The organism is Bacillus sp. FSL K6-1033, from assembly GCF_038630765.1.
Taxonomy (GTDB): domain Bacteria; phylum Bacillota; class Bacilli; order Bacillales; family Bacillaceae; genus Bacillus; species Bacillus altitudinis.
The window spans coordinates 1,687,450-1,713,722 of the sequence record NZ_CP152041.1 but is presented as its reverse complement, the minus strand read 5'-3'; the positions used below and the strand labels follow the sequence as shown (position 1 = coordinate 1,713,722).

At 39.3% G+C, this 26,273-nt stretch carries 30 protein-coding genes; 8 read left to right on the top strand and 22 right to left on the bottom strand.

The genetic code is table 11. From position 1 onward, the window contains the following. Positions 1-5 precede the first annotated feature (5 nt). From MHH31_RS08640 to MHH31_RS08625, 4 genes are all read right to left on the bottom strand, one after another. A complete protein-coding gene (locus tag MHH31_RS08640) occupies positions 6-1,931 on the bottom strand; it encodes a T7SS effector LXG polymorphic toxin (protein ID WP_144665462.1) in 1,926 nt (641 codons plus the stop codon). Positions 1,932-2,020: 89 nt separating this feature from the next. Further along, the gene (locus tag MHH31_RS08635) at positions 2,021-2,155 is read right to left on the bottom strand and encodes a hypothetical protein (RefSeq protein WP_259254329.1); all 135 of its coding nucleotides are present in this window, start codon (positions 2,153-2,155) and stop codon (positions 2,021-2,023) included. Beyond that, positions 2,156-3,265 carry a RapH N-terminal domain-containing protein gene (locus MHH31_RS08630; protein ID WP_039166523.1) on the bottom strand — a complete coding sequence of 370 codons (1,110 nt, stop codon included), beginning with the start codon at positions 3,263-3,265 and terminating at the stop codon, positions 2,156-2,158. 398 nt (positions 3,266-3,663) lie between these two features. Further along, the gene (locus tag MHH31_RS08625; RefSeq protein WP_342495455.1) at positions 3,664-4,509 is read right to left on the bottom strand and encodes an SMI1/KNR4 family protein; all 846 of its coding nucleotides are present in this window, start codon (positions 4,507-4,509) and stop codon (positions 3,664-3,666) included. Positions 4,510-4,699: 190 nt separating this feature from the next. On the opposite strand from MHH31_RS08625, the gene MHH31_RS08620 reads away from it, so the two are divergent. Next, positions 4,700-5,119 (top strand): hypothetical protein, encoded by a 420-nt coding sequence (locus MHH31_RS08620; RefSeq protein WP_024720408.1) that lies wholly within the window; start codon positions 4,700-4,702, stop codon positions 5,117-5,119. Between the two features lie 34 nt (positions 5,120-5,153). Continuing rightward, entirely contained in the window at positions 5,154-5,414 is a 261-nt protein-coding gene (locus MHH31_RS08615; RefSeq protein ID WP_217967133.1) for a YesK family protein, read from the top strand. Positions 5,415-5,516: 102 nt separating this feature from the next. Here the strand turns inward: MHH31_RS08615 and glnA are convergent, their stop codons facing one another. From glnA to spoVK, 5 genes are all read right to left on the bottom strand, one after another. After that, complete coding sequence (glnA, locus tag MHH31_RS08610; RefSeq protein ID WP_007499421.1) at positions 5,517-6,851, bottom strand: type I glutamate--ammonia ligase; 1,335 nt, start codon at positions 6,849-6,851, stop codon at positions 5,517-5,519. Between the two features lie 60 nt (positions 6,852-6,911). After that, entirely contained in the window at positions 6,912-7,322 is a 411-nt protein-coding gene (locus tag MHH31_RS08605) for a MerR family transcriptional regulator (RefSeq protein ID WP_007499423.1), read from the bottom strand. Between the two features lie 91 nt (positions 7,323-7,413). Then, positions 7,414-8,694: an aminotransferase class I/II-fold pyridoxal phosphate-dependent enzyme gene (locus tag MHH31_RS08600; protein WP_342495454.1), complete on the bottom strand. Its 1,281-nt coding sequence runs from the start codon at positions 8,692-8,694 to the stop codon at positions 7,414-7,416. 18 nt (positions 8,695-8,712) lie between these two features. Then, on the bottom strand, positions 8,713-9,975 hold the full coding sequence (gene hflX, locus MHH31_RS08595; protein WP_193804292.1) for a GTPase HflX: 1,263 nt from the start codon (positions 9,973-9,975) through the stop codon (positions 8,713-8,715). Between the two features lie 120 nt (positions 9,976-10,095). Then, positions 10,096-11,055, bottom strand: a complete 960-nt coding sequence (gene spoVK / locus MHH31_RS08590) for a stage V sporulation protein K (protein WP_008344008.1) — start codon at positions 11,053-11,055, stop codon at positions 10,096-10,098. Between the two features lie 320 nt (positions 11,056-11,375). Here spoVK and MHH31_RS08585 point away from each other — a divergent pair, with 320 nt between their 5' ends. Beyond that, on the top strand, positions 11,376-12,134 hold the full coding sequence (locus tag MHH31_RS08585) for an N-acetylmuramoyl-L-alanine amidase (RefSeq protein WP_138278542.1): 759 nt from the start codon (positions 11,376-11,378) through the stop codon (positions 12,132-12,134). Positions 12,135-12,189: 55 nt separating this feature from the next. On the opposite strand, the gene MHH31_RS08580 is transcribed toward MHH31_RS08585, so the two are convergent. The 9 genes from MHH31_RS08580 to MHH31_RS08540 form a co-directional block, all read right to left on the bottom strand. Beyond that, positions 12,190-12,807, bottom strand: a complete 618-nt coding sequence (locus tag MHH31_RS08580; protein ID WP_007499431.1) for a hypothetical protein — start codon at positions 12,805-12,807, stop codon at positions 12,190-12,192. A gap of 83 nt (positions 12,808-12,890) precedes the next feature. Continuing rightward, positions 12,891-13,871: a class 1b ribonucleoside-diphosphate reductase subunit beta gene (nrdF, locus tag MHH31_RS08575; RefSeq protein WP_024720404.1), complete on the bottom strand. Its 981-nt coding sequence runs from the start codon at positions 13,869-13,871 to the stop codon at positions 12,891-12,893. A gap of 17 nt (positions 13,872-13,888) precedes the next feature. Next, positions 13,889-15,991: a class 1b ribonucleoside-diphosphate reductase subunit alpha gene (gene nrdE, locus MHH31_RS08570; RefSeq protein WP_017359033.1), complete on the bottom strand. Its 2,103-nt coding sequence runs from the start codon at positions 15,989-15,991 to the stop codon at positions 13,889-13,891. Next, positions 15,951-16,343: a class Ib ribonucleoside-diphosphate reductase assembly flavoprotein NrdI gene (gene nrdI / locus MHH31_RS08565; protein WP_017359034.1), complete on the bottom strand. Its 393-nt coding sequence runs from the start codon at positions 16,341-16,343 to the stop codon at positions 15,951-15,953. The genes nrdE and nrdI overlap by 41 nt, the downstream gene beginning before the upstream one ends. A 265-nt stretch (positions 16,344-16,608) precedes the next feature. Next, positions 16,609-16,821, bottom strand: a complete 213-nt coding sequence (locus tag MHH31_RS08560; RefSeq protein ID WP_045035119.1) for a hypothetical protein — start codon at positions 16,819-16,821, stop codon at positions 16,609-16,611. 79 nt (positions 16,822-16,900) lie between these two features. Next, entirely contained in the window at positions 16,901-17,233 is a 333-nt protein-coding gene (locus MHH31_RS08555) for a YmzC family protein (RefSeq protein ID WP_035391989.1), read from the bottom strand. 161 nt (positions 17,234-17,394) lie between these two features. After that, the gene (gene hfq / locus MHH31_RS08550) at positions 17,395-17,616 is read right to left on the bottom strand and encodes an RNA chaperone Hfq (RefSeq protein WP_003211269.1); all 222 of its coding nucleotides are present in this window, start codon (positions 17,614-17,616) and stop codon (positions 17,395-17,397) included. A 25-nt stretch (positions 17,617-17,641) separates the two neighbouring features. After that, on the bottom strand, positions 17,642-18,592 hold the full coding sequence (gene miaA / locus MHH31_RS08545) for a tRNA (adenosine(37)-N6)-dimethylallyltransferase MiaA (protein WP_342495453.1): 951 nt from the start codon (positions 18,590-18,592) through the stop codon (positions 17,642-17,644). Positions 18,593-18,660: 68 nt separating this feature from the next. Further along, positions 18,661-19,062 (bottom strand): YmaF family protein, encoded by a 402-nt coding sequence (locus MHH31_RS08540; protein WP_007499437.1) that lies wholly within the window; start codon positions 19,060-19,062, stop codon positions 18,661-18,663. 104 nt (positions 19,063-19,166) lie between these two features. On the opposite strand from MHH31_RS08540, the gene MHH31_RS08535 reads away from it, so the two are divergent. From MHH31_RS08535 to MHH31_RS08520, 4 genes are all read left to right on the top strand, one after another. Further along, on the top strand, positions 19,167-19,430 hold the full coding sequence (locus MHH31_RS08535; RefSeq protein ID WP_017359036.1) for a hypothetical protein: 264 nt from the start codon (positions 19,167-19,169) through the stop codon (positions 19,428-19,430). Between the two features lie 113 nt (positions 19,431-19,543). Beyond that, positions 19,544-20,086: a TetR/AcrR family transcriptional regulator gene (locus MHH31_RS08530; RefSeq protein ID WP_041507251.1), complete on the top strand. Its 543-nt coding sequence runs from the start codon at positions 19,544-19,546 to the stop codon at positions 20,084-20,086. A 2-nt stretch (positions 20,087-20,088) separates the two neighbouring features. Then, on the top strand, positions 20,089-20,406 hold the full coding sequence (locus MHH31_RS08525) for a multidrug efflux SMR transporter (RefSeq protein ID WP_268363049.1): 318 nt from the start codon (positions 20,089-20,091) through the stop codon (positions 20,404-20,406). Between the two features lie 15 nt (positions 20,407-20,421). Further along, entirely contained in the window at positions 20,422-20,790 is a 369-nt protein-coding gene (locus tag MHH31_RS08520) for a multidrug efflux SMR transporter (protein WP_024720399.1), read from the top strand. Between the two features lie 45 nt (positions 20,791-20,835). On the opposite strand, the gene MHH31_RS08515 is transcribed toward MHH31_RS08520, so the two are convergent. After that, positions 20,836-21,285 carry an OsmC family protein gene (locus tag MHH31_RS08515; protein WP_017367284.1) on the bottom strand — a complete coding sequence of 150 codons (450 nt, stop codon included), beginning with the start codon at positions 21,283-21,285 and terminating at the stop codon, positions 20,836-20,838. Positions 21,286-21,362: 77 nt separating this feature from the next. Then, entirely contained in the window at positions 21,363-22,097 is a 735-nt protein-coding gene (locus tag MHH31_RS08510; RefSeq protein WP_039166578.1) for a poly-gamma-glutamate hydrolase family protein, read from the bottom strand. Positions 22,098-22,681: 584 nt separating this feature from the next. On the opposite strand from MHH31_RS08510, the gene MHH31_RS08505 reads away from it, so the two are divergent. Then, entirely contained in the window at positions 22,682-24,007 is a 1,326-nt protein-coding gene (locus MHH31_RS08505; RefSeq protein WP_342495452.1) for a S8 family peptidase, read from the top strand. Positions 24,008-24,096: 89 nt separating this feature from the next. On the opposite strand, the gene MHH31_RS08500 is transcribed toward MHH31_RS08505, so the two are convergent. Together MHH31_RS08500 and MHH31_RS08495 are read right to left on the bottom strand one after the other, a co-directional pair. Next, positions 24,097-25,245: a Rap family tetratricopeptide repeat protein gene (locus tag MHH31_RS08500; protein WP_056704766.1), complete on the bottom strand. Its 1,149-nt coding sequence runs from the start codon at positions 25,243-25,245 to the stop codon at positions 24,097-24,099. A 165-nt stretch (positions 25,246-25,410) separates the two neighbouring features. After that, a complete protein-coding gene (locus tag MHH31_RS08495; RefSeq protein WP_008344021.1) occupies positions 25,411-26,160 on the bottom strand; it encodes a poly-gamma-glutamate hydrolase family protein in 750 nt (249 codons plus the stop codon). Positions 26,161-26,273: the final 113 nt, after the last annotated feature.

Below are 26,273 nucleotides of genomic sequence, written 5' to 3'. Positions count from 1 at the left end.
ATTATTCACCCTCCGATTTTATTTTCAATAATTAGATACTTTTCTTTTCCTTCTATGCTATAAAACACACCAAACTCAGAGGGTCTAATTGAATCATTTAAATATTTCGGCTCAATTATAACTTCTACACGCTTTGGGGGATCAGATGCTAATGCTTTTCTCCATTTCTGTTCCACCTCATACCATTTCCCGCCACTACGATTAATCTGCGAATTCATCGGCACCAGATTATCAATATCACCAGAACCTTTGAAAATAGTCGCAATTAAATGACCACCATCATCATCCAGCAATCGATCCGGCTTTCCTGAATTGGATTGAGCATATTGGTTTCTTTTCATCTCTCCATATTTTAAATCACTTGCTTCGACTTTGACAATGCGGCCATAGTGATCTGTTGTGTAGGTGTAACCTTGTTTGGTTGAATAGACAACATTAGGCTTTAGCACTTTTTTACGTTTCCATCTCACATAATGATCTCCGTAACTGACAACGGTCGGTGGTGATTTGGGTGCTGGTAATCTTCTGCCTGTCTTAGAGATTCCGTATCCTGAGTTGTTGTCTAGACGCTTTGCCATGGAGAGGAGTTTATTTTTGAGATTTTCTCCGTCAAACACGTTATAAGGGAGTTTCCCTCCACCTGCTAGTTGAAACTTTGGTGAATATGGCAATAGATTCGGAATAGAGACTCTATCTAATGATTTTGCCCCTTGTTCAAGCCCTTTCTTCACTGTTGTTTTGGCAGCTGTTGTGCCTGTTTTTGTGATGGCTCCTGCACCTTTAGAACCAAAGACAATTTCTGCAAGTGAACCAGTCGCATAGGCGAACCAGTGTGACCGCGAATACGCGTCACCATTTATGACTTCTTTTTGGAATGAGTCTGAAATCGATTTTCCAATCGCTTTCGACGTTTCAATTGGATGAGAAACAGCCGTTACGACCGATTCAACGGCACCTCCAGGATCTGTCACAAGATCGTAGATACCAACTACTGTATCTTTTGCTACATCATATAGACCCACTGCAGCACCTTTTACACTATCAACGAATACCTCCGATGCTTCTTCCTGCGCTTTGATCTGGAGAAGCTGACTGTAATACAATTTTTGATCGTAAGAAAGATTTTCATATCCAATTTCGTCTACAATCTCAAAGTATTTCTCTACTGATATACACGAAGGATCATTGAGCTTTTCCTTCAATTCTTTGATTCTTCGTTTCTCTTTTTCTTCTTTTTTCACTTTTAAGTAAGCTTTCACCTGTGCATCAATTTTATCATGATTCTTGTACACATCTGTCTCGTGAAATGCTTTTGCATCATAATACATGGGCTGAGCGTTCTTACCTTTTCCTGTAGCAGCCATCATTTTTGTATAAAAAGTAGCAAGATGTTTCTCAATGGCTTCTGATTTTTCGTATTCTGTTTTTAGAACATGATCTAATGTATGTATAGCCTCAATTGCATCTTTTCTTTTTTTGTTCGCATCATCTAAATGCTCGTCTACTTTTTTGCTGGAAAATGTCTGTAATTCAATCAAATCACTAATATCGTCAAAAATCGTTGATAGAGCTTCTTTTTGTTCCTTGACCATATCTTTATTGTTCTGAATGCCTTGCTTCAATTGAGCATCTAGGAAGTGTTCATCAATAAATGTACTCCCGCCTAATGATTCATCATCCAGCTTTCCTTTCACTCCATCTAAAAAAGCCTTTTGCATATCGATAAAATCAAGATAAGTGTCTGTGTATAGTACAAGATCATTATAAAAAGCTTTGATATTATCTGCACCTTTTCCAGTAAACTCATCACCTAATCCCGATACACCTTTTAATGCTTTTTTCACAAGTTTCATCTCTTCTTGAAGCTCATGATAGGCCTTTGACCTCTGTTCGACAGCTGAAAGTAAAGATGGAGCATCTAATATTTTCATATAAAAAAGACTCCTTTTATGGAATATTCTTTTACCAGAATACCATAAGGAGCCTGACACTTTAATCCACTTTATCGTTTTTTAACCAATTAACCTCCAGAGCTACCTCTTGATGCAACTGTTTGGACATCTTCATGTAGAGGTTGAGTCAAACCGTTTGTAAAGAAAAGTGTACCTAGAGCTACCACAGCTAGTGAAAATGTAATAAAAACCGACTTCTTCAATTAATTCACTCCTTTTCCTACATACTGGCTTGCGAGTAAGGCTCTTTTATAGTAATTTAATGACTGTTTCAGCAAGCCTCTCCCCTCTAAATATTTCGCCACATCAACCAGAATTTCCTCTAAATCAACCCATACTCTTTTCTCTTCAAGCTCTAAACACAGATTGTTTATATTGTTCAATTGAGATTGATTTTTTTCATACAATAGTTCTTTTAACAATTTAAATTTTATTTGAAAAACGTTATGGTTGACTTGTTCTGATAAAGAAATGCCTAGATCAATCCATTCAATCGCGTCATTACTTTTACTGGAGATTTCTATTCTAGAAAGTTCATATAAACATCTCATCTTCAATAAATCTTGATTTTCGATCTCTTTATAACTCAACGTGCGCCTAAATAGTGCTGATGCTTCTTCTAAATTTTCTTTTTTGCTTTCTAGAAAACCCATATTGTAATATAGATGAATGATTAAATGATTGTCATTAATACTTTCGATCATATTCTCAGCTTCACTAAAAAGAGCTCTTGCTTTATCATATTCAAATTGATCAATTAAGTTTAACGCATGTAGCATCCTACAGTTAATCTGTCTTTTGATATATGTTTCATGCGCATTAAATGTGTCACACGCAATTTGTGCATGATATTTTGATAAAAAGGTCATTTTCAAATCATAAAATAGAACTGCGATTTTATAATGAAATTCAGCTTTTTCTATTTCATCATCAACATAAGCCAACTTTTTTTCAGCTATTCTGAAGTAACTTAATGCCTTATCATAATCTTGCAAGTAGTCATGATAGATCCCATTATAAAAGTAGAAGTAATATGACATGAGTTTATTTGTTTTTTCTTCTTTTTCGTCTGGAGCATTCCGCTGAAAGAATGGCTTATCTAAATTTCTGCTAATATTCTGAAGTTTCAGCTTAAGCCTAAAGCTCAAAAGTTGATAGTACAAAAGAATATCTTGATTTTCTTCCATTAAATCAATTGCCCTGTCTATGTCATCTTGCATTTCTATAGCTGCCGATAAATCCCCTTTTTGTATCGCAAGATTCCAAGTGTTTAACATGTTCCCTACCTCCTGAGAGGCAATTAATCCTGACATTCCTTTACCCCCTTCTAAACAAATCCCTAGTATAATTCTAACACGCATTTTACAACATATGTAAAGTGAATCTGCTCATAATAGAAATTTTCGGTATCCCGCAAATATGATAATAATTGAATGGTATGCAATTATAAGAGTTGGTTAAAAGAGAGAGTAGCCAGAAAGGACTTGATACTTATTTCTTTTATTGACCACCTTCATTTTTTAAAAAGAAATTCACAAAATATTGTTTTGAAATTGATATAAAAAGACCTGACTGAGTTTCAGCCAGGTTCACGAAGGGGTCAATCTAAATTATATTATAATGAAATCAAAACAGATAATTAAACATCCGTTCTCATTCACTCTTTGAAAATTCAACCTATACAGTATACTCTACATGCTCTAATTTTACCTTAATCTAAAAAATCAATATTAACAGCGAAATTTCCAGCTGTTACAGTTATCTGAGGAATTTTAGTTTTTTCAAAAATGTCTACAATTTCAAATAATGTCTTTTTTATAATATCGTTACTTGGCATTGTATATACTCTTAATATAAGGATTGTTTCAATGCTTCTAGCTACTTCAAAAAGAACGTCTTCATCTTTAACAGATTCAATGTAACTTTTTATTCTTTTAAAGAACCACTCTACTTCTTCTAAATCTTGTAACGGATATTTAGTAATTTGATGAATATCGGCTGGATTAGCTGCTTCTTTCTCTAAGATCGCTTCAAGTTCTGCTTTAGTTATATATTCCTCCTCTTCTTCTTCGTATTCACCCTCTGCTGCTTCCTCATCAACACTGTACTCAGCTGTATAAAGCCCCTCAATGAATTCATCAAAGGAATCTGCTAACTTAAAGTCTTCTTCCATCTCAACATCAAAATAATGAATTACAGGATTCTCTTTCGTCTTTCGATAATCCATCGCTACCCAAGTATGGCCATCGCCGTTAATCAAAACAAGCCCTTCTGGCAGCTCCCACTCTTTTATTAAGTAGGCACTATCCATAATTCCTTCACCTTCGGCGATACCCATCAGGTGATTAAATTGAATATGATCCTCAGCCCATGAATTAGAGTAAGTGGTTGGAAAAGCATTATGAACGGTATAACCACCATTCTGTTTTAATATAAGCTTTTTATATGTATCTGGTAAAATGACTCCAAGTTTCTTTTCAGCTTTAGCTATTTCTGCTTCGTTGATCTTTTTTAACGTATAGTAACCTTCCTCGTCTATTTCCCAAAATGATTTCAAGGTGATGCCTCCTAGTAAAATATGCACATAAGTATACCACCTTGATGAGTATATTTGACAATTTAATCAAAATAAAAGAAGAATATTTGTTACTTAGTCATTCACGCTGTCTATTTTTGTCGAAACGATAGTAAAAAGAAGGTACTTCATGTAAAATTTCCTTTGCACCTAAAAATCAGGAGGATCCAATATGAAGAAATTATCTATATTCATTTTTATTTGTTTAATGATGCTAACAGCTTGCAGTAGCGCAGCATCAAATGAAAAACAGCTCACGACAGCCAATATTATTGAAGCTTTTAAAAGTGCTGGGCTTGAAGCAGAAAAACCATCTGATCTTAAACAAAAAGAGTTTGGAAATATAAGAGAAGAAGGAAAAAGAATTCTCGTTCCTTCCTTAGGTGAAAATGCTGGTGGACGGATTTTTAAATTTGGAAATGAAACTGATTTACAGCAGGCGAAATCTTATTATGATGAGTTAGGCAATGCTGGATCTATGTTCTTCTCTCACACCTATTCAAAAGGAAACTTTTTATTACAAATGAACGGTGAAATGAAAGATGCTGAATTTGAAAAGTATAAGAAAGTAATGGATGAGGAAATAAAATAATTTCATATATTTTTAAAAGAAGGAAGGTCAATAAATGTCATCATTTTGGCTGCTAACAGTTATCCTTACGATTGTTATATTGGGTGTTTCTTTGATCTTTAAAAGAAAGAATGCACCTTTACAGTATGGAATACCATCGATTCTCATTCTCATCAGTATTATCTTATTATTAATAAGTTTTTTCGTAGGAAAGTGGGAAGGTTTAGGACTGGGTGCAATCAGTATATCTTTACTGATTGCATCTGTGATCACCTTAATTTTTAATAGTACCTTGAGTTATTTTAGTCATAAATAACATAGAGCCACTTCTGCATAAGAAGTGGCTCTTTCGATTATAAAAATATACTAATTAAAATAAAAACACCCTGAAGCCAATGGCTCCAAGGGGTTTTCTTTATTAATACTGAGACATATACTGATCGCGTTCCCATGGGTGTACTTGGGTGCGGAACATATCCCATTCGATTTCTTTTGATTCGATGAAGTGCTCGAATAAGTGATCGCCTAGTGCGTTGATCATGACTTCGTTTGACTTGAGCAGCTCAAGTGCTTCTGCAAGTGTTGCAGGTAAGTCAGCGATGCCGTTTTCAAGGCGCTCTTCTTTGTCCATGACATAGATGTTTCTGTCGATTGGCGCTGGTGCGTCTAGTTTGTTTTTGATTCCGTCTAGACCTGCTGCAAGTAATACGCTTAGTGCAAGGTATGGGTTTGCAGATGGGTCTACACTGCGTACTTCTACACGTGTGCTAATGCCACGTGATGCTGGAATACGAATCAATGGGCTGCGGTTTTGTGCACTCCATGCTACGTAGCAAGGTGCTTCATAGCCAGGAACAAGACGTTTGTAAGAGTTCACCGTCGGGTTTGTGACCGCTGTGAAGCTTGTTGCGTGCTTCACAATACCTGCGATAAAGTGTCTAGCCGTCTCGCTTAATTGTAAGTCTGCTTTCTCATCAAAGAATGCGTTTTTACCATTTTTAAATAATGATAGGTTACAGTGCATACCAGATCCGTTTACACCGAACAATGGTTTTGGCATGAATGTCGCATGAAGACCGTGCTTTCTAGCGATTGTTTTCACAACAAGCTTGAACGTTTGAATGTCATCACAAGAACGGATGGCGCCTGCATATTTGAAATCAATTTCATGCTGACCAGGTGCTACTTCGTGGTGAGAAGCTTCAATTTCAAAGCCCATTTCTTCAAGCTCAAGCACGATGTCACGGCGGCAGTTTTCACCTAAATCTGTTGGTGCAAGGTCAAAGTATCCACCTTTATCGTTTAGTTCGAGCGTTGGCTCGCCTTTTTCGTCTAATTTAAATAAGAAGAATTCTGGCTCAGGTCCAAGGTTGAAATCACTAAATCCTAGTTCTTCCATTTCCTTTAAGATACGCTTTAAGTTGTTACGAGGGTCTCCATCAAATGGTGTTCCGTCTGGCTTATAAATATCACAAATAAAGCGTGCAACTTTACCTTTTTCTGCTGTCCAAGGGAAAATAACAAACGTGTTTAGATCTGGATATAGGTACATATCTGATTCTTCGATACGTACAAACCCTTCAATAGATGAACCATCAAACATACATTTGTTATCGAGAGCTTTTTCTAACTGGCTCACAGGAATCTCAACATTTTTAATTGTTCCGAGAATGTCTGTAAATTGCAGACGGATGTACTTTACGTTTTCCTCATTTACTAATTTTACGATATCTTCTCTTGTGTACTTTGCCATTTCGTAAAACTCCTCCCCTACAAAAGGTAAAATGTGTATAGCAATGCTTTTGCTAATTGGTTAACGGAAGAACCTTGACATATCCCCCTGCCTAAAGGTCGTTCCTTGTTGGAAACGTCCAGCCTGAATGAGTTCCTTCTTCAGTAGCTTCCTGAGTTCATCATCTGTCAAGTTGTGCTTCGCTGTGGTTTTCTCCTCTGTCTTTGTTTCAGACGATGGATTTTCTGCCTCAGCTTTGGCAAAAAGTTTTTTGATTCCTGCCATGTTTACACCTTGTTCGATGAGGTTTTTGATTTCTAGTAATTTATCAACATCATGGAAAGAAAATAATCGGCGATTCCCATCACTTCTAGCTGGAAATACTAAACCATTTTCCTCATAATAGCGAATTTGTCTTGCAGATAATTCTGTTAGCTGCATGACAATCCCAATTGGGAATAAAGGCATTGAGCGGCGAATGTTATCACTCATCTCAACTGTCTCCTCCTCTTTGCTTAAATTTATTATATGTCATGTTATATTATGTGTCAACGAAATGTTAGGAATATTAACATGGATTTTTTTATCGAGCAGGCACTTCAATAAAACCTTGCTCTAATAAGGCATCTACAGCACTGCAAATGGCATTTTTCACATGGGCATACGTGAGACCACCCTGAACATAGGCTGTGTACGGCGGTCTGATCGGACCATCGGCAGATAATTCAATGCTGGCTCCTTGGACAAATGTGCCCGCTGCCATAATAACATCGTCCTCGTATCCCGGCATATAGCTCGCATGCGGTGTGACATGACTGTTAATCGGTGATGCATATTGAATGGCCTGACAAAATGCAATCATTTTTTTAGGGTCTCCAAATTCTACAGATTGAATCAAGTCGGTTCTTTTCGCATTCCACGCCGGGTTTGTTTGGAACCCGAGTTTTTCAAGAAAACGCGCTGTAAACACGGCGCCTTTTAAACTTTGTGCAACAACATGCGGTGCTAAGAAAAATCCTTGATACATTTCCTGGAGCGCATACAGCGATGCACCCGCTTCACTGCCGATGCCTGGAGATGTCATTCGATAAGAGCAAGCTTCTACCCATTTTTCTTTTCCAACGATGTAGCCGCCAGTTTTGGCAAGGCCGCCGCCTGGGTTTTTAATGAGAGAACCTGCCATAAGGTCTGCGCCCACATGACACGGCTCTTGTAATTCAGTAAATTCACCATAACAGTTGTCAACAAACACAATGATGTCCTCATTGATGTCTTTCACAAATGAAATCATTTGTTCAATTTCTTCTATTGTAAAAGATGGTCTTGACGCATAGCCTTTAGAACGCTGAATCCCGATGACTTTTGTTTTTTTGGAAATAGATTCTTTGACTTTGTCGAAATCGACAGATCCATCTTGACGCAAATCAATGGCTTTGTAATCGATCTGAAAATCTTTTAATGAGCCTGTCCCTTCTTTGCCGCGAATCCCGACAATCTCTTCTAGGGTATCGTAAGGTTTCCCCGTCATGTAGATCAATTCATCACCAGGTCTTAGCACACCGAATAAGGCGATGGAAATGGCATGTGTTCCAGAAATGATCTGCGGGCGTACAAGACCGCTTTCCCCTCCAAATACATCCGCATAGATCTTTTCTAACGTGTCTCTTCCCATATCATCGTAACCATAACCAGTTGTCGGGTTAAAATGAGAGTCACTGACTTTATGTTTCCGGTAGCTTTCAAGAACCCGCCACTCATTTCGTTCGCTCTTTCGATCAATTTGCTGATGTATTTGTGAAATGTCTTGTTCTGCTTCTGCTGCTATTTTTTCTAAAATGGTGCCATGTTTTAAAGTGTGAAACATCGTGATTTAATTCCTTTCCTACAACATATACTTCTTGATTTGTCCTAATATGGTTTGCTCCTCACCACTAAATCCAGTGATGTCATAAAGCTCTGCTTCCTTTTGAAATTCCAGTGATTCCACCAAGGTTTCTGACTTTAAGGCAGATATGAGTTTCCCTTCATATGCCGGAATCCTTACATGATATGGCTTTAAAAAATCTTTTTTCAGTTCAGCCATGATATCCGTTTTTAACCGCTTCACATCTTCCTCGCGCCTAGCACTGATTAAAATGTGGCGCTGCTTTGAGGAAGGGATAAAATCCGGCCGAATTTGGTCTTTTTTGTTATAGACAGTGAGCATCGGAATACGGTCAGCTTCTAATTCTTCTAAAAGCTTATGAACCGTTCGTTCATGCCCTTCATAATCCTCATTCGAAGAATCGATCACATGAAGCAAATAGTCTGCTTCTTTTACTTCTTCAAGAGTGGAACGAAATGCTGCAATCAGTGTGGTTGGAAGGTCTTGAATAAAACCAACTGTATCGGAAATCAGTACACTGTAGCCAGATTCAAGTGTCATTTTACGCGTCATTGGGTCAAGTGTAGCAAACAGCAAATCTTCTTCATGGCTATCCGCTTCTGTTAACTGGTTAAACAATGTTGATTTCCCGGCATTTGTGTACCCGACAATAGCGATTTGGAATACGCCATTTTTCTTCCGTCGTTCCCGGTATCTCGTGCGATGTTCTTTGACTGCAGACAGTTGTCCGTGAATTTCGTGTATGCGGTTTCGAATATGACGTCTATCTGTTTCAAGTTTTGTTTCACCTGGACCTCTTGCGCCAATTCCGCCGCCTTGTCTTGAAAGGCTGATCCCTTGTCCGCTCAGTCTCGGCAAGGCATACTGAAGCTGGGCAAGCTCTATTTGCAGCTTCCCCTCTCTTGTACGGGCTCTTTTGGCAAAGATGTCTAGAATCAATTGCGTACGGTCAATAATTTTCACATCTAAGGCAGTCGCCAAAGCTTTTAACTGGCTAGGCGAAAGCTCGTCGTTAAAAATAATAACGTCACAGTCTAACTCGTCGCAAAGCACTTCAAGCTCTTCCACTTTCCCTTTCCCGATGTAAGTCGCGCTGTCTTGTCTATTTCTTTTTTGCGTCATGATGCTGACAGCTTCACCGCCAGCTGTTTTGGTTAAGGAAGCTAATTCTTCCATAGAATATTGAAAGCGTTCATCCGTTATATGCGGCAGTTGACAGCCGACAAGGATCGCTTTTTCGATCATTTCATGTTCATTCAACGTCAGTTGTTTCCTTTCTGTACTTAAGTTTCAGTAGTACCATCATACCAAACACATCGCACGTATACCACCATTCGGAAGGTTTAATTTCTTGTCTCTTTACAAAAAGGATACGCCATTTCAAGAAGGCGTATCCTCTTTCATTTGCAGATCATGGCTTTTAATCGTAAGTAAGTCTTTTTTATCATAATGATCCACAAGAAGCAGCCTCATCGCCTGAGTTCGAATCGCTTTTTCAATGGTGTTTCGCACAAAACGGCCGTTGCTGAATTTGGCAGGACTCGTTGTGCTCTTGATGTGCATTAAATAGTCTCGCAGTTTCCATTCTGCCTCTTGGGTAAAGACATATTCCCGATCGGCCATCATTCGTTTTGCAATATCCATCAGCTGATCGACCGTATAATCAGGGAAATTGATATTGATCGGAAATCTCGATTGCAGACCAGGATTTAGAGAAAGAAAATGATCCATTTCCTTGGAGTATCCAGCTAAGATGAGGATGAATTCATGCTGCTTATCCTCCATATGTTTTACAAGGGTATCAATCGCTTCTTTCCCGAAATCCTTCTCTCCTCCGCGGGCAAGAGAATAGGCTTCATCGATGAACAAAATGCCGCCTAGTGATTTTTTAATCAAATCTCTTGTTTTTTGAGCTGTATGTCCAATGTACTCTCCAACCAGATCTCCTCGTTCTGCTTCAATTAAGTGCCCCTTTGAAAGAACATTCATTTCAAAGAAAAGCTTCCCGACAAGCCGTGCAACCGTTGTTTTCCCTGTGCCAGGATTTCCTTTAAACATCATATGAAGCGCTTGTTTTCCTACCTTTAATCCTTGTTCTTGTCTTTTTTGATTCACAAAAATCCAAGCATAAATTTCTTTTATGTTTCGTTTCATTTCATCCATCCCGACAAGGCTGTTCATTTCTCGTTCTATTTCTCGTAAGATGCTGTGTTTGGCCTCATTTTTTTGCAAGGCCTCTAGGTATTCTGCCTCTGAATCTGCATCAACCAATACTTGCTTCTGTCCATTAAGTATAATGTTGATTTGGCCGTTATTTTTATATGTGACAGCTCGCTCCAACGTATTCACCTCTCGCTCTTCTCTCTTTAATCTATTCGGGTGGAGCTGTAATCGTGACAATCGCCCGCACTAGCATCGGTTTACTGTCAAAATGACCCGAGATACCGGTTATTGTAGGGGATTGTGCGGTTTCCCAGGAAATGATGTGCTATTTCCATTGTATTCATCCATTTCGGGCGGACAAACCAACAATTTGTTTTTTCTTAGAAAAATGGCGCTTTTTCATCACAAATTGTGCAGAAAAGAGTCTCGATGATTTCCGCATTTTGTACAGGCAATTTTTCTATTTCCTCATAAAATAAAGACGAGGTGATGAATAGATGGTGAAAATTTTTATTGATCCTGGCCACGGAGGAACAGATTCTGGAGCTGCTGCTAATGGACTTTTGGAGAAAAATATCACACTGCAAATTGCGCTTTTTCTGAGAGATATGTTGATTAGTGAATATGATGGGGTTTCCGTCCGCTTAAGTCGTTCAATTGACCAATCCGTCACGTTATCCCAGCGTACGAATGCGGCAAACAGCTGGGGAGCTGACTATTTCGTGTCTATTCATATTAATGCTGGCGGAGGCACAGGTTTTGAAAGTTATGTGTACCCTGGCGTTTCAGCACCAACCACCACGTATCGCAATGCCCTTCATGATGAGATTGTCCGCTCCGTTGATTTTGCCGACCGCGGCAAGAAAACGGCGAACTTCCACGTTCTGCGGGAAACTTCTATGTCTGCCATTTTAACTGAAAACGGTTTCATTGATACGGTAGCTGATGCAAATAAGCTCCGTAACGCTACTTTCCTTCAAGGGATCGCTCGTGCTCATGCCACTGGATTAGAAAAAGCCCTTCAATTGAAAAAAAAAGCAAGTAACCTATATAAAGTGCAGGCCGGGGCTTTCAAGGTCAAAGCCAATGCGGATGAACTAGCAGCTACACTCAAATCCAAAGGATTTGAAGCGCTGGTCGTACTGGATAGCGGCATGTACCGAGTCCAAGCTGGCGCTTTCCGTTCAAAGCAAAATGCAGATGACCTCGTCTCTCGATTAAAGCAGGCCGGTCACGACGCATTCGTTTTTCAATAATCTAAAAAACAAACCGGCTCAAGTCATCTTTAGAGCCGGTTTGTTGTCTATCCAATTATGCTAAAATGTTCACGACAAATTGAGACCATGTTTCAAGGCGATCGAAGTACTCAGGCTTTTTCAAATCTGTTACTTTCATCCATTTGCCTGAGATTTGATCTGTTTCTTTTACTTCTACATGAGCACCCGGCGATAATTCAAGGGCTGATAACAGTCCGATGTGCACACGGCCGACACTGTTGTCATCATCATTAATGAGTCCAAGGGTTTTCATCTCAAGTTTGTCTTCTTCTTGGATTGAAAGTTCCTCGTCCAGTTCACGATCGGTATTTTCTTTTAGAATCTCAGCAAATTTTTTTCCTTCAATGAAATTCATATGCCCCCCAAAGCCAAGAGATAACTTATGATGTAAGCGCGTCTCTCCCCCGCCTTGAAGTCTTTCATATACATACACTTCGTCCTCACGCTTAATCACGACATAAGGTATCGGCTGTTTGAAGTCAGGATTTTCTTCTGCATCGCCTCTTCGCATCTGCTCGAAGTGCTCTTCGATTTCTTTCATAATGGTGCTGATTGTTTTCTCTTCACTATTCACACCATTAAACGCAAGTGTTTCGTTTTGGAACACGCGTGCGCGCGGTGCAACTAAAATCATTTCGTCCATTTTTCCCATGTTCGGTAACCTCCAGTATGTAACACATTGTTAGAAATGGCAAAAAGCCAAAACGAGTGATGCGTTTTGACTTTTGCGCTTTCTTATGATTCATCTCCAAAGAAGAAATCGTCATCTTTTAACGGCTCAACTGTTGCCTTTTTGTAGCCGTTCCCTTTCATTGAGAAGAAGTCATGTGACTTTGTTTTTGTATTGAGTCCGTTCAATACAATTGGGTTGATCTCTTCTTCTTCAAAGTAAGGGGCAAATCCAAGGTTCATTAACGCTTTATTGGCATTGTAACGAATGAACTTTTTCACATCATGCGATAAATTGACTTGGTCATAAATATCCTCAGTGTAATGAAGTTCATTTTCATAAAGCTCATTAAGCAGATCGATAGAGAAATCATAAAGCTCTTTTTGCACGTCAGGTGTTTGTTTGTTGTAAATTTCTTGTGCTAATAATCCAACATACACACCGTGAATCGCTTCATCGCGCAAAATCAAGTTAATGATTTCACCACTTTGCATGAGCTTTCCTTGACCATAGAAATATAGCGGGTAGTAAAAGCCGCTATAGAATAGGAAGCTTTCTAAATACACTGAAGCAACCATTGCTTTAAATAATGAAATCGGGTCATCCTTTTGAATGGAACGGTACAGACCTACAATCATATCTGCTTTCTTTTGCAAGAATTTATTTTTCTTGACCCATTCAAATACTTCACTAATCGTTTCAGTCGGTGCAAGTGTCATGAAGATATTTGAGTATGATTTTGCATGCACTGCATTTTCCATCATGGCCATAAAGTTTAACACGGCTTTACGCTGATGACCGTCCACATGTTCAGCCACTATCGGCATTCCTGTATTTCCTTGTTCTGTATCAAGTAACGTCAGTCCAGCCAGTACCTTCATGTACGTATCCTGCTCTTTTTCACCTAAATATTTCCATGTTAAGAGATCCCCGTTTAAGGAAATCTCTTCTGGAAGCCAGAATTGCTTGACGTTTTGGTTGTAAAACATTTGTGTAAAATCGTCTTCGTGTTTTGACCAGTTGGCTGCATCATAAATTTTTGTCACGTTAAACTCTCCTTTAATCAAACAACACAAGAAAGACAGCCTTCCTGCCCTGTATCCTTCGTTCTTGCATAATAAAGTGTCTTAATGCCTTTATGGTGTGCATAAAGATCGATGCGGTTTAAGTCACGCGTTGTCATCGTATCTTTTAGGAATAATGTAAAGCTGATTCCTTGATCGACGTGCTGCTGAATGGTTGCGATCATATCGACCACTTTAAACATGTCCATATCGTATGCTTCTTTATAGAAGAACCAGTTTTGTGCTGAAAGTCCTGGCATTGGATAATACGTTTTGCTGTTTCCGTATGTTCTTTCTTCGATACGTTCCATAATTGGCATCACAGACGCTGTTGCCGATTGAACATACGAAATAGAACCTGTTGGCGCAATACATAATCGATAGCTATGATACATGCCATTTTCCGCTACAAAATCTTTGAGTGCTGCCCAGTCTTCTTTTGTTGGAATGTGCATCCCTTCAAATAGCGCAGCAGCTTTTTCTGTTTTTGGAGTGAAATCATTTTCTACGTATTTATTGAAGTACTCACCTGTTGCATAACCAGAGCCCTCATAACGGTGGAATGTTTCCCCTTTTTCTTTTGCAAGCTCACTTGAACGCTTAATGGAGTAATAGTTCACCATCATAAAGAACGTATTAGCGAAATCTCTTGCTTCTTCACTTTCATAAGCGATTTGGTTTTGAGCTAAATACCCGTGAAGGTTCATCGCACCAAGTCCAATTGACTTCATCGCTTTGTTCGCTTTTCTAACAGCTGGTGCATTGCGGATATCTGTTGTTTCAGACACAAGTGTGAGTGAGTCCGTTGCAAGCTTGACTGTTTTTTCAATGGATTTGTTTTTCATCACGTTCATGATATTTAAAGAACCAAGGTTACAAGAAATATCAAGTCCGATCTCATCATCTTGATCATAGTCCGTGTAAGAAGAGACTTCTGAAGCTTGAAGTACTTCTGAGCAAAGGTTTGAGAATTTCACGCGTGAAATATGGTTCAGAGCGTGCTCTCTATTCACATTATCTTGGAACATGATATATGGATAGCCTGATTCTGAGCGCAGAACAGCTAATTTTTCAAGAAGTTTTCTCGGATTGACTTTTTCTTTTTTGACTTTCGGGTTTTCTACAAGCTCGTCATACATTTCTTCCATATCCATCTCATCAAGATGCTGTCCATAAGCTTTATAAACTGTATGAGGATAGAATGTGTAAGCTGTTTTATCTTCTCTAGCAAGCTCGATAAATTTATCTGGGATGACGACACCGATCGAAAGTGTTTTTACACGAACATCTTCATCCGCAGAGATTTTTTTCGTATCTAAGAAATCATTAATATCTCTGTGGAAAATATTCAGGTAGGCACTGCCTGAACCTTGTCTTTGTCCCATTTGATCTGCATATCGGAATGCATTATCAAGAAGTTTCATGACGCCTACGACACCTTTGGTCGCATTTTCAACATCTTTGATTGCTTCACCTTTCGCACGAAGCTTTGAAAGGTTCAAGCTGACGCCGCCGCCTAATTTAGACAGCTGCATGGAAATATCAATGGCTCTTGAGATATCGTTTAATGAGTCATTCACTTCAAGCAAGAAGCAGCTCACCAGCTCACCACGTCTTTTACGGCCTGCGTTTAAGAATGTTGGTGTACTTGGCTGATACTCTTGGTTGATCATCAGTTCCACAAACTCGAGTGCTTTCTTTTTGTCTCCGCCCGCAAAGAAAAGAGCCACAACTGAAATGCGGTCTTCATAGCGTTCAAGGATTTTCTTTTTGTCATTTGTTTTCAGTGCATAGTCATTGTAAAACTTAAACGCACTCATAAATGATGGGAATCTAAATTTCTTGGCATATGCAGCTTCAAATACTTCTTTAATATCTGACATGCTGTATTGTCTTAAAAATTCTTCCTCATAGTAGTCGTTTTCTATTAAGTAATCAATCTTCTCTTCTAGATTATGAAAGAAGACCGTGTTTTGATTAATATAATCTACGAAATAACTATGTACAGCTTCTTTGTCCTTGTCGAACTGAAACTTTCCTTCTTTTTGAATCATAATCTCGTTATTTAATTGTATCCACTTTGGAACCTGATTTTGTGACAATTCTTTCTACCTCCTGTGTAAACAATTCAACATCCCTTTTTGTTCCGCTTAGTTCAAAGGTGTGCAAAATAGGAACTTGATATTGTTTAGAAATCGTATCGGCGCTTTTGGCAAAGTTATCTCCCCACACTTTGTTCCCACTCACCGCTACACCTAGTAAAAGGTGCGCATTTTTCTCTAAAAATGACTGAGTGGTACCAGGGACTTGTCCAAATCCTGTCGTAAAGGTGACGAGAATAAACGGCGTATCCAAAAACTCTTCTCCAGTCAATTTTCGTTTGTCTGTAAAAGGGGTCTTGTCCAAAAAGCGTTGAACATTTCCTGTTTTTGAATCAAATACGATTTGAATCAATTCCATCACGACCTAGTTTTTAGTATTGTTGATCATTTCGTTATTCACTATATATAGTATACTATGTTTTTTCAAAACACAATATATAGATACTCGAAACGAAAAAAATCAACCAACCCGGCCGAACATTCATAGCCGAACTCGTACGTTCAAATAAATAGAGCAGAGCAGGTTCTAAAAATAGACTGCCCTACTCCCTATTCAACTGAAACCGAAATCTATCATAACACGAAAAAAAATCGCTTAGTAGACTAGACTTTTTGTTTTATTTTTTGTAGGCATCGCACTGTAAATCTTCTGACACTTCTGTTATTTCCACTGCAACACCTAATTCTTTGAGCACCGCTTCAAGCGCAGAGACGATCGAGGCTTCTCTTACTAACTCTTTCCCGTTTACAGAAACGCTTGTTCCATATTCGAAACAGGAGTCATCTTCACAAGTTTGTTCCCAATGATTAATTTTAATTTTGTGTGTCATGAACTCATCCTTTTCTGTCTAGATGTCTAATGCATGTTTATAGTGTAGCGACTTCACATTCATTTGTAAATTTACGTGCTTACTCTTCATCAAAGTCTTCACTATCACCATCATCTTCATCCCATTCATCTATGTACTTTGTCGTAATGAGCGTCAGCTCTCCTTCTTTTTCATCAAACCGGTATACATGTACTTCATCATCTTTCACAACAGCAATGTGATTATTTTTTAGCGCAACAGATGATGGTAAAAGACCATCAACATGGCTCCCATCATGCTCACTAGAATGGTTATGCCAACTTTCTTGTCTCGTTTCGATGTTCGAGATGGCGCATGATCCAAATAAGACAACGATTCCAATCAAAAGAAGGATCACTCGAATCCTTCTCAATTCAAGCTCTGCATTTTCCATATAAATCCCCTCACCTTTTAAATGTCCAATAAGGATTTATACGCAACTTGGACAGAAAAGTTTCATGGCATACAAAATAGCCCCTCTGCACTGACAAAAAACGTAGCGGGTTTCGGCCGGTTTATTCGCAGCTGCATGGGGCTATTGGTGAAAACGGGTGTTTATTCTAATTCAAGATTTACATTTTTTTGAGGAGCAAATGTTGAAATCGCATGTTTATAAATAAGTTGCTGCTTCCCTTCTGTCTCAAGCAGCACCGTGAAATTGTCAAATCCCTTTACTTGACCGCGAAGCTGAAAGCCATTCAGTAAAAATACTGTGACAAATGTATTGTCTTTGCGGATCTGATTCAAAAATTGGTCCTGAATATTAATCGGTTTCATGTTTCGTCCTCCTTGATTCTGATAACTACAGTTTCGCTTTAAGTCCAAGCTTTCCTGCTATATATGCGAAAATTTCCTCTTTTTTGTCCGAAAAGTGGCAAGGTGGTGTCATATCAAACCAGGTGACATCCATTTTATTACGGAACCACGTAAACTGACGCTTCGCATATCTGCGGGAATTTTGTTTTAATTGCTGGATGGCTTCATCAAGTGAGCAATCGCCTTGAAAATAGGCATACAACTCTTTATAACCAATCGCTTGAACAGACTGACAATCTTTCAAACCAGATTGATAAAGTGCGCTCACTTCTTCAATTAAGCCTTCATCTAACATCATATCAATTCTTTGATGAATGCGCTCGTACAAAAGCTCTCGGTCCATTTTCAGCCCAATGAAGGCAGTGTCATAAAGAGGAACTTCTTGATGCCCGTTTTGCATATCAGACATTTTCTGACCTGTTGTATGGATGATTTCAAGCGCCCTGATCACGCGGCGGACGTTATTCGGATGAATCGCTTTTGCAGCGATAGGATCGGCTTCTTTTAGCTTTTCATACAGCTTGATCGGTCCATGTTGCTGTTCAAACAGCGTCATCTCTTCTCTAAAAGCAGGATCACTTTTCTCATCAGTAAACGTGTAATCATATAAAACAGACTGAATATATAGCCCAGTTCCACCAACAATCATGGGCGTTTTCCCTCTCGCAGCAATCTCTTTGATTTTTAAGCGGACAAGCTGCTGAAATTCAGCTGTAGAAAACGATTCATCCGGTTGTTTAATATCGATTAAATGGTGCGGTACGCCATTCATTTCTTCAGGGGTGATTTTCGCTGTGCCAATATCCATCCCTTTATAGATCTGCATGGAATCCCCGCTGATAATTTCTCCATTAAATGCTTTCGCTATATCAATGCTCAGCTTTGTTTTTCCGACAGCCGTCGGACCTACTAATACAATCACTGGTTGTTTTTTCATAACATCACTCTCTTTTACAAACTGCCTACAGTATAGCATAACTTCTCTTTCTCTCCTATATCCTCCCGTCACCAGCCAAGTGGTTCATTCCCGACCACTTCATATGTCTTTCCTTTTAAACGGTGCTTATGCGTTGGCCTTTCTTCATCTGGACTGTAAACGACTCCCCCATATGGAATCGGGACAGAGTCGGTATAGGCAGAAAACGTGACTTCCTCAATTTCATGGTAGTGCGTCCCGTCCACTCTTGGGATAGCAGGTCCAGTGACGCCATAATATCTATGAAAATGCCCTCTTTCAAATGACGTGATCCCCCGGTAATAATGAGTATGTCTGTCGGTACTGCTTCCATTCACAGGCTGAGAAATACCTTCTATTAAATGATAATGTTCTTCTGTTACATCCGTTCGCGCTTTATAAGCATGTGCATGAGGTGGACATTTAGCCCAATCAGACGGATACAGGCCCATTTTTTACATTCCTCCTTATTTTAGGCATTCACCCAAACACAAGTGGGCCACTCGAATACACTGATGTCAGTTACAGTGATTTTATGTGAAAGGAGTCTTTTTTTATGAATTATTTTGACGCACCGTTTGTTCAAGATGAGATGAGAAGACCTTTTGGATTTGGACGCCCTGGATTTGGTTTTGGAAGACCTGGGTTTGGGTTTGGGCGCCCTGGGTTTGGCTATGGGAGACCTGGATTTTTTGGACCGCCATTTTTAGGTGGTTTTGCTGGAGGGCTTTTAGCTGGGTCGCTTCTTGCTCCAGGATATGGCTATGGTTATCCTTATCCACCGCCATACCCGCCATATGGACCATACCCTTATTATTAAATATGACGATTCAGTGAAAACATCCTCTTATAAAATGAATCGATTGACACATTTGTTTTTTATAGGTTAACATTTACTTTACCGACCGTTCAGTAAAGTAGGTGTTTTTTTTTATGTCTAAAACGAAAAAAGAACAAATTTTTGAGGCAGCAGCTCACACCATTCTAAAAGAAGGATTGAGTCAGCTCACCCTTCAGCAGGTGGCAGAACATGCAAATATGACCAAAGCCGGGCTACTGTATCATTTTTCGAGCAAGGAAGACCTGATCCAGCAAATGAATGAGCATGCTGTTGCCTCTTTTCGTCAGCAGCTTGACACGTATCAGGAAACATACAAAAACGAAAAGGCACCTTATGTACGTGCCTATATATTGGCCACATTAAATGACCTTGATAGACAAAACACCACACAGCTATGTACAAGCATGCTGGCTACCATGTCATTTGATGAAGCATTATTAAATCCTTGGCGTCATTTTTATGCGGAATTTAAAGAAAAAGCAACCGAGGAAATCAATGACCCTGCACTTAGCCAGCTGATCCGTCTTGCCTGTGATGGTATATGGTTTTCAGAAATGTTTCAGCTTGAACCATTGAATCGAGAGGAAAAAACCCTTTTACTTCATCGGATTTTACACATTTTAGAGGAGGGATGATGATGATCCTCGGATATCTTTTTTTGACTATCGCCATTTTTTCAGAAGCAATCGGGGCAGCGATGCTGAAACTATCAAATGGTTTCACACGCTTTAAACCTAGCGCTGTCGTTGTCGCTGGCTACACACTTGCTTTTTACATGTTGTCATTGACCCTTAATATCATTCCACTTAGCATGTCTTACGCCACTTGGTCTGGGGTCGGTACCGTCCTCACGGCTTTTTTTGGCGTGCTCTTTTTCAAAGAAACCTTGAACCGTCAAGCACTTATTGGAATGGCGATGCTTGTTTCAGGGGTCGTACTATTAAATATGTCTTAAAGGATGTGAAGTGATATGAAAGGAATGCTTTATTTAACAGGAGCCATTTTGACAGAGGTTTTTGGCAGTACGATGCTGAAGCTTTCGCAAGGTTTTACACAGGTGCTGCCGAGTATGGGGGTGATGATCGGATTTGGATGCGCCTTTACCTTTCTCAGTTTGGCACTCAAAACAATTGATCTGTCATCTGCATATGCCACTTGGTCTGGTGTCGGTACAGCACTTACTGCTCTTGTGGGCCTCGTGCTATTTAACGAAACCATTCATATGAAAGGATTCATTGGTCTTGCACTTGTCATATGCGGCGTCATTGTCTTAAATCAATCCAAAAAACAAAAGGAAGAAAAGAAAGAACCATTCGATCAAACCGAATGGACGTCATAAAAAAAGTCATTTTCTCCATTAATCAAGAGAAAATGACTTTTTTACTTAATAACCAGCTTTGATGGTTTCTTCTAAGGAAATATGGACATTCCCTTGCACAGCTCTAGAGATCATACATGAGCTTTCAGCTTTATGTGCAAGCTTACGAGCTCGTTCTATGTCCTGTGCTGTAGCCGACTCTTTGAGAATGATGACAGGACGGTGAATGATTTTCTCATATGTAAACACACCGTTTGTCACATCGACAACTGCCTCAGAGCTCATCGATAAATCCTCTTTCTCTAATTGACTCCGCTCCATCATGGCTGCAAGTGTAATGATATAACATGTGGCCGCTGCACCTAGGAGCATCTCATCTGGATTTGTTCCAATACCCGGTCCATCCATTTCTTTTGGAATGGAAATCTCCGTCTTTAACTGTTCACATTCGATTGTCCCCACATCGTTACGCAGACCAGGCCAGCTTGCCTGAAGATGAAAATGATGACGCGCCATATCTGTCTCTCCTTTTGTTATCACTTTTTATAGTGTAACAAGAATTCACGCTGCTTGTCTTAACATGTGCACCATTTTTATGTATATTCCTCATCAAGCACTGTCCGAATCGCCCTGACATACCGGTAGAACGTCTCGTTTTTTGTACTGGACCGCCGCCGAAAGTCAAAACTGTCAAATAAAGCTTCACGCTGACTTCTACTAATCTCTAGCTGTACACTTTGCCCTGTTTTTGTAAGATTATTAATATTATGATTGCTTGTTCCGCTCAGGGTTGCGTGTGCGACAGCCAGTTCAGCAGAAAATCCATTCCGCTCTAATGAGTTCACAATTTTCTCTGCACGATCATAGTCTGTTCCGCCAACAAGGGTGTGATCAATTCCCGGCTCCCCTTTATAACCATGAACAGCTAAGACATAATCATGTGCTTTTGCCTGTGCGACTCCGATTGGTTCATCGAAGTTTGTACTTGTAATATGAAGTTCTGATGCATTTTCTCTCAAACCTTCAAATAAGTACGTAGAAAAATCGTTATCAAAAAAATGGACAATCTCACTAACGCCGCCTTCGATTCTCCCGCCATGAGGCGACATCACTAGAAGACGGCTGCCGGGCACTGGATTTGATGTAATTTGATAATGATCTGTTGATTCATTCTCTTCCAGTTCTTTAAAATTGCGATACATATCATTTGAACCGCTTTCGTCTTCTCCACCTGATGACACTGGCTCATCATGTTCCTGTGCTTGCATGGTATAATAGACGCCCCATCCGATGACAAGCAGGAGAAGCAAAGCAAAAAACTTCTTCATTCCCGTTCTCCTTTAACAGATTTCTAAGCCGTTTCTATGATTAATATTGAATCATCATTTCTTTTCATTTTTTCCACATTTTCTCTTCAAATTTGATCATAACACTCTAGATCATGAGATTCCTCAAAAATAAGATAATTGCATTTATATACACAGAAACGCCTCTCCTGATTGAAAACAGAGTTAGAATAGTATGACAAACAAATGAAGTTATGTTTAAAATGACCTAGTCCTACCCAGTCTGTTTTCTTTAATTCGTCTTTTTTTTATGCGAATTTGATTTTTTTCATCTGGAATGAATCACATTTGTATGAGCATTGACCCTGTCTAGAACCCCCCTTTTTTCTGCAGAATCCTCTGTTTTACTGGTTCTCTAAGAAGAACTCTCCCACCTATCATCGGCAGTTTTGATATGATTTCCACCTTTTTCTATTATTTTACAAAATGTAAGCGCTTTTCTTTTTAAAGGGAATGAGTCAGCCGCCAATATGAACAAAAGAAGGGACAAGAATCCGAACAAAGATGCTGTCATGTTCATAACGTAAGAGTGTACGAGAATGGATAGCTAGAATGGAGGGCATCACATGTTTGGATTTTCCATGGTACAAATGGTCAGAACACATGCTAGTAAATTGGATCAGCCTTTAAGAGAAACCGTCCTTCACCTCTATAAGCCTTTTAAGTGGACGCCTTGTTTTCTTCATCGTTTTTTTGAAGGAAGGTTAAAGAAGAGCAAGAAGCTTCGGGTCATCATTGAATTTAAAGAAGATGCAGTTGAAGCAGGTATTCAAAGCACAAAGCAGCTAATGAAAAAAAGCAGAAAAACAAACATCAAAAAACATTTTTCACATATTAACTGCTGCGCAGCTGATCTTACCCCTGCTGCTTTAGAGGAACTCTTAGCAAATGGGGAGCATATTCGCAAAATATATTTAGACAGACAGGTACATGCACTGCTGGATGTGGCAACACAATCAAGTCATGCGGATGAAGTCGTCCGAAATGGCACGACCTTAACCGGTGAAGGCATTACGGTTGCGGTCGTTGACACAGGCGTATACCCACATGAGGACTTAGATGGAAGAATTCGCGACTTTGTAGATTTAGTCAAACAAAAAACGAAACCTTATGATGATAACGGACATGGAACGCATTGCGCTGGGGATGTGGCTGGAGACGGAGCTGCCTCAGACGGCTTATACAAAGGACCCGCTCCAAAAGCCAATATCATTGGGATAAAAGTGTTAAATAAACAAGGCGCTGGATCACTTTCTACTATTATAGAAGGTGTTGAGTGGTGCATACAGTTCAACGAAGACCATCCTGATGACCCAATTCACATCATCAGTATGTCACTAGGCGGCGATGCACAGCGTTATGATGACGAACAAGACGATCCGATGGTGCGCGCTGTTAATGCAGCTTGGGATCAAGGGATTGTCGTATGCGTTGCTGCCGGGAACTCCGGTCCTAACAGTCAAACGATCGCAAGCCCTGCCGTGAGTCAAAAAGTCATTACAGTCGGAGCCTATGATGATCGAAATACGCCAGAATCAAGTGACGATGTCGTGGCACCATTTTCGAGCAGAGGTCCAACGGTCTACGGTGAAACAAAGCCCGACCTCCTCGCACCAGGAGTCAATATCGTCTCTCTTAGATCACCAAGATCATTCCTAGATAAACTAGATAAATCAAGTAGAGTCGATGATGATTATACGACGTTATCTGGCACTTCGATGGCGACACCCATTTGTGCCGGTATCTGCGCACTATTATTAGAGCATTCACCAGATTTAACACCTGATGAAGTCAAAGCCTTATTAAAAGAAAATACAAGCAAGTGGTCTGGAGAGGACCCAATGATTTACGGAGCAGGTGCCATCGACGCAGAAAAAGCAATCCAAGAATAAATAAAAAAGCCCTTTACGTTTTTCGTAAAGGGTGTTGTTTTGTCTGTTTTTATGTGTGAAGTCTTTCTTCTACTTGAGCAGCTGACATGTTATGCTTCGTTCTCATACATCTCATCTCCTTTTTGAATGTGCGTACGCGCTTCGATCACAATTTCAAAAAAAGTGGAAGATTCCTTGTACATGTCGCGTTCCTTATAATAATTAGCCGCATCAAGTGCCAATTCCTCTAAATCAGCAAACATTTTTTTGTTTCGTAGTCCCAAAAGGGCTGATCTCAATTGTTCAGAGCTGTCTGTTTCTATATAGAGTGCCTGTAAAAATTGGAATTTCAATTGATAAATTTCATCTCCCAATATAGAGGCCTGATTCATGCCTTCCTTTATAGCCTCACTCGCTCGCTCCATATCTTCGAGTTTAAAACAAGTAAGAGCCAGTGAAAACAATGATTTGATCATCGTTGCAGCTTGATCTTTTTGATAAAGTGAAATGGCTTGTTCAAAGAAGACAGTGGCTGTATGATAGGTTCCCATACTATAATGACAAGTTCCTAAGTTATTGAGGGCCATCGCCTTAAAATAAGATGTGCATTCTTTTCTTTCCATTGCTTCACACACTTTTAAAGCTTTTTCTAAATACGGGAGCGCTTTTTGATGCTGATTTACATCAATCCAATTACCTGCCATCACAAAATCGCATTGAATGCTTCTTTTTCCATAAAGCTGATGTTTCTTATAGATGTCTCTCGCTTTTTTCGCATAATGCATAGAAAAATAGGTTTGTTTCATATGATAGTATACTTCAGCAATTTTATAATAAAATTCCGCTTTTTCGATCTCATCTGTCACTAAGATCAGCTGATGTTCCGCATGCTTATAATAGGAAATGGCTTCGATATACCGGTGCTGGGTAAATGCATACATTCCATGGAAAAAATGAAAGTAATAGCCCAATAAACCCGTCATCTCATCTTCTGCCTCTTCAATTTCTTTTGGAAAAGAAACCGCTTGAAGCGATTCATTCCCTGCATGGACTGGCGTTAAGTGCTGAAGCATCATTTGATGGCGAAAATCCATGAGAGAATAATAGAGTAATAAATCTTGATCTTCTTCCATCTCATGAATGTCTTCTTCAACAAGGCGCTTCATATCGTTTGCCTGATCAACTTCAAATTTGCAAATATGTGTGTACCATTGATTGATTTTTACACCTACTTCGGAAGATGGTATTTTGTGTGCCATCCACTTCAGCCCCATTCTATCATATCAAACTGATAACTATTATTTTACATAATTTATGATTTTAAGGCAAATTGTCATTTATTTCATATTTTATGTTGATTTTGCACATTTCTATCTTTTTTACCAAGTTTAAAGAGAGTACTTTTGCCCATCAAAACCTTTTTTCTACGAAGAAGGGTCGAATTCTCTAAGCACTTCTTTTAAACCACTGACATAGCGACTAAATGCTTTTTTCTTTCCTTTTCTCGTATCAAAGTTGTCAAAAAAGGCTTTTCTCTGCGCCGTACTAATTTCTAACTGGACACTTTCGCCACTGGCATTTTGATTATTAATGTTGTTTGGATCCGTTCCGGAGAGGCGCTCGCCTTTTTGCACGAGCTCTGCGGAGAAGCCCCGGTCTTTTAGTTCTCGCACAACCGCTTCTTGCATTTTTTCGTTTGTCCCGCCCACAAGTGTATGTCTTCTATCACTTTTATAGCCGTGGATAGATATAGAAAAGGGATATGTTTTAATCATTTGAACCAAAATCGGTTCATCGAATTTTGTACTAGTGATATGCAAGTCACGATTGTTGTCTTGTTTTGTCCCTTCAAATAAATACGTAGAGTACTTCTTTTCAAATGCTTCTACAATTTCACTTGTTCCTGGTTCAATTTCGCCGCCGTGAGGAGAAAAGACAAGTAAGTCACTTCCCCCTTTTTCATGAAACTCTATCTCATAGCCGTCTCTTTCATGCCGTATAAGCTGTTTAAAACTTTCATATTGATCCCCTTTTTTTCGCTCTTTCTTATACTTTTCTACTTCTTCATGATGTTGTTTTTGCTCTTTATTTTCTTGGATAGAATGGCTGCATTTCACCATTAAAAGAGCACACAGGATGAGAAAGATGAATCCACTTATGAGTAGTCTTTTCATTTCATCGCTCCTTTTCGTTCTCTTCGATGTCATCTTATCGCATTATTTTACTATCAATCGCTAAAAGAATTCAAAGAATGTCCGGCTCCTTTTCATGAATCAGGAGAACTTAC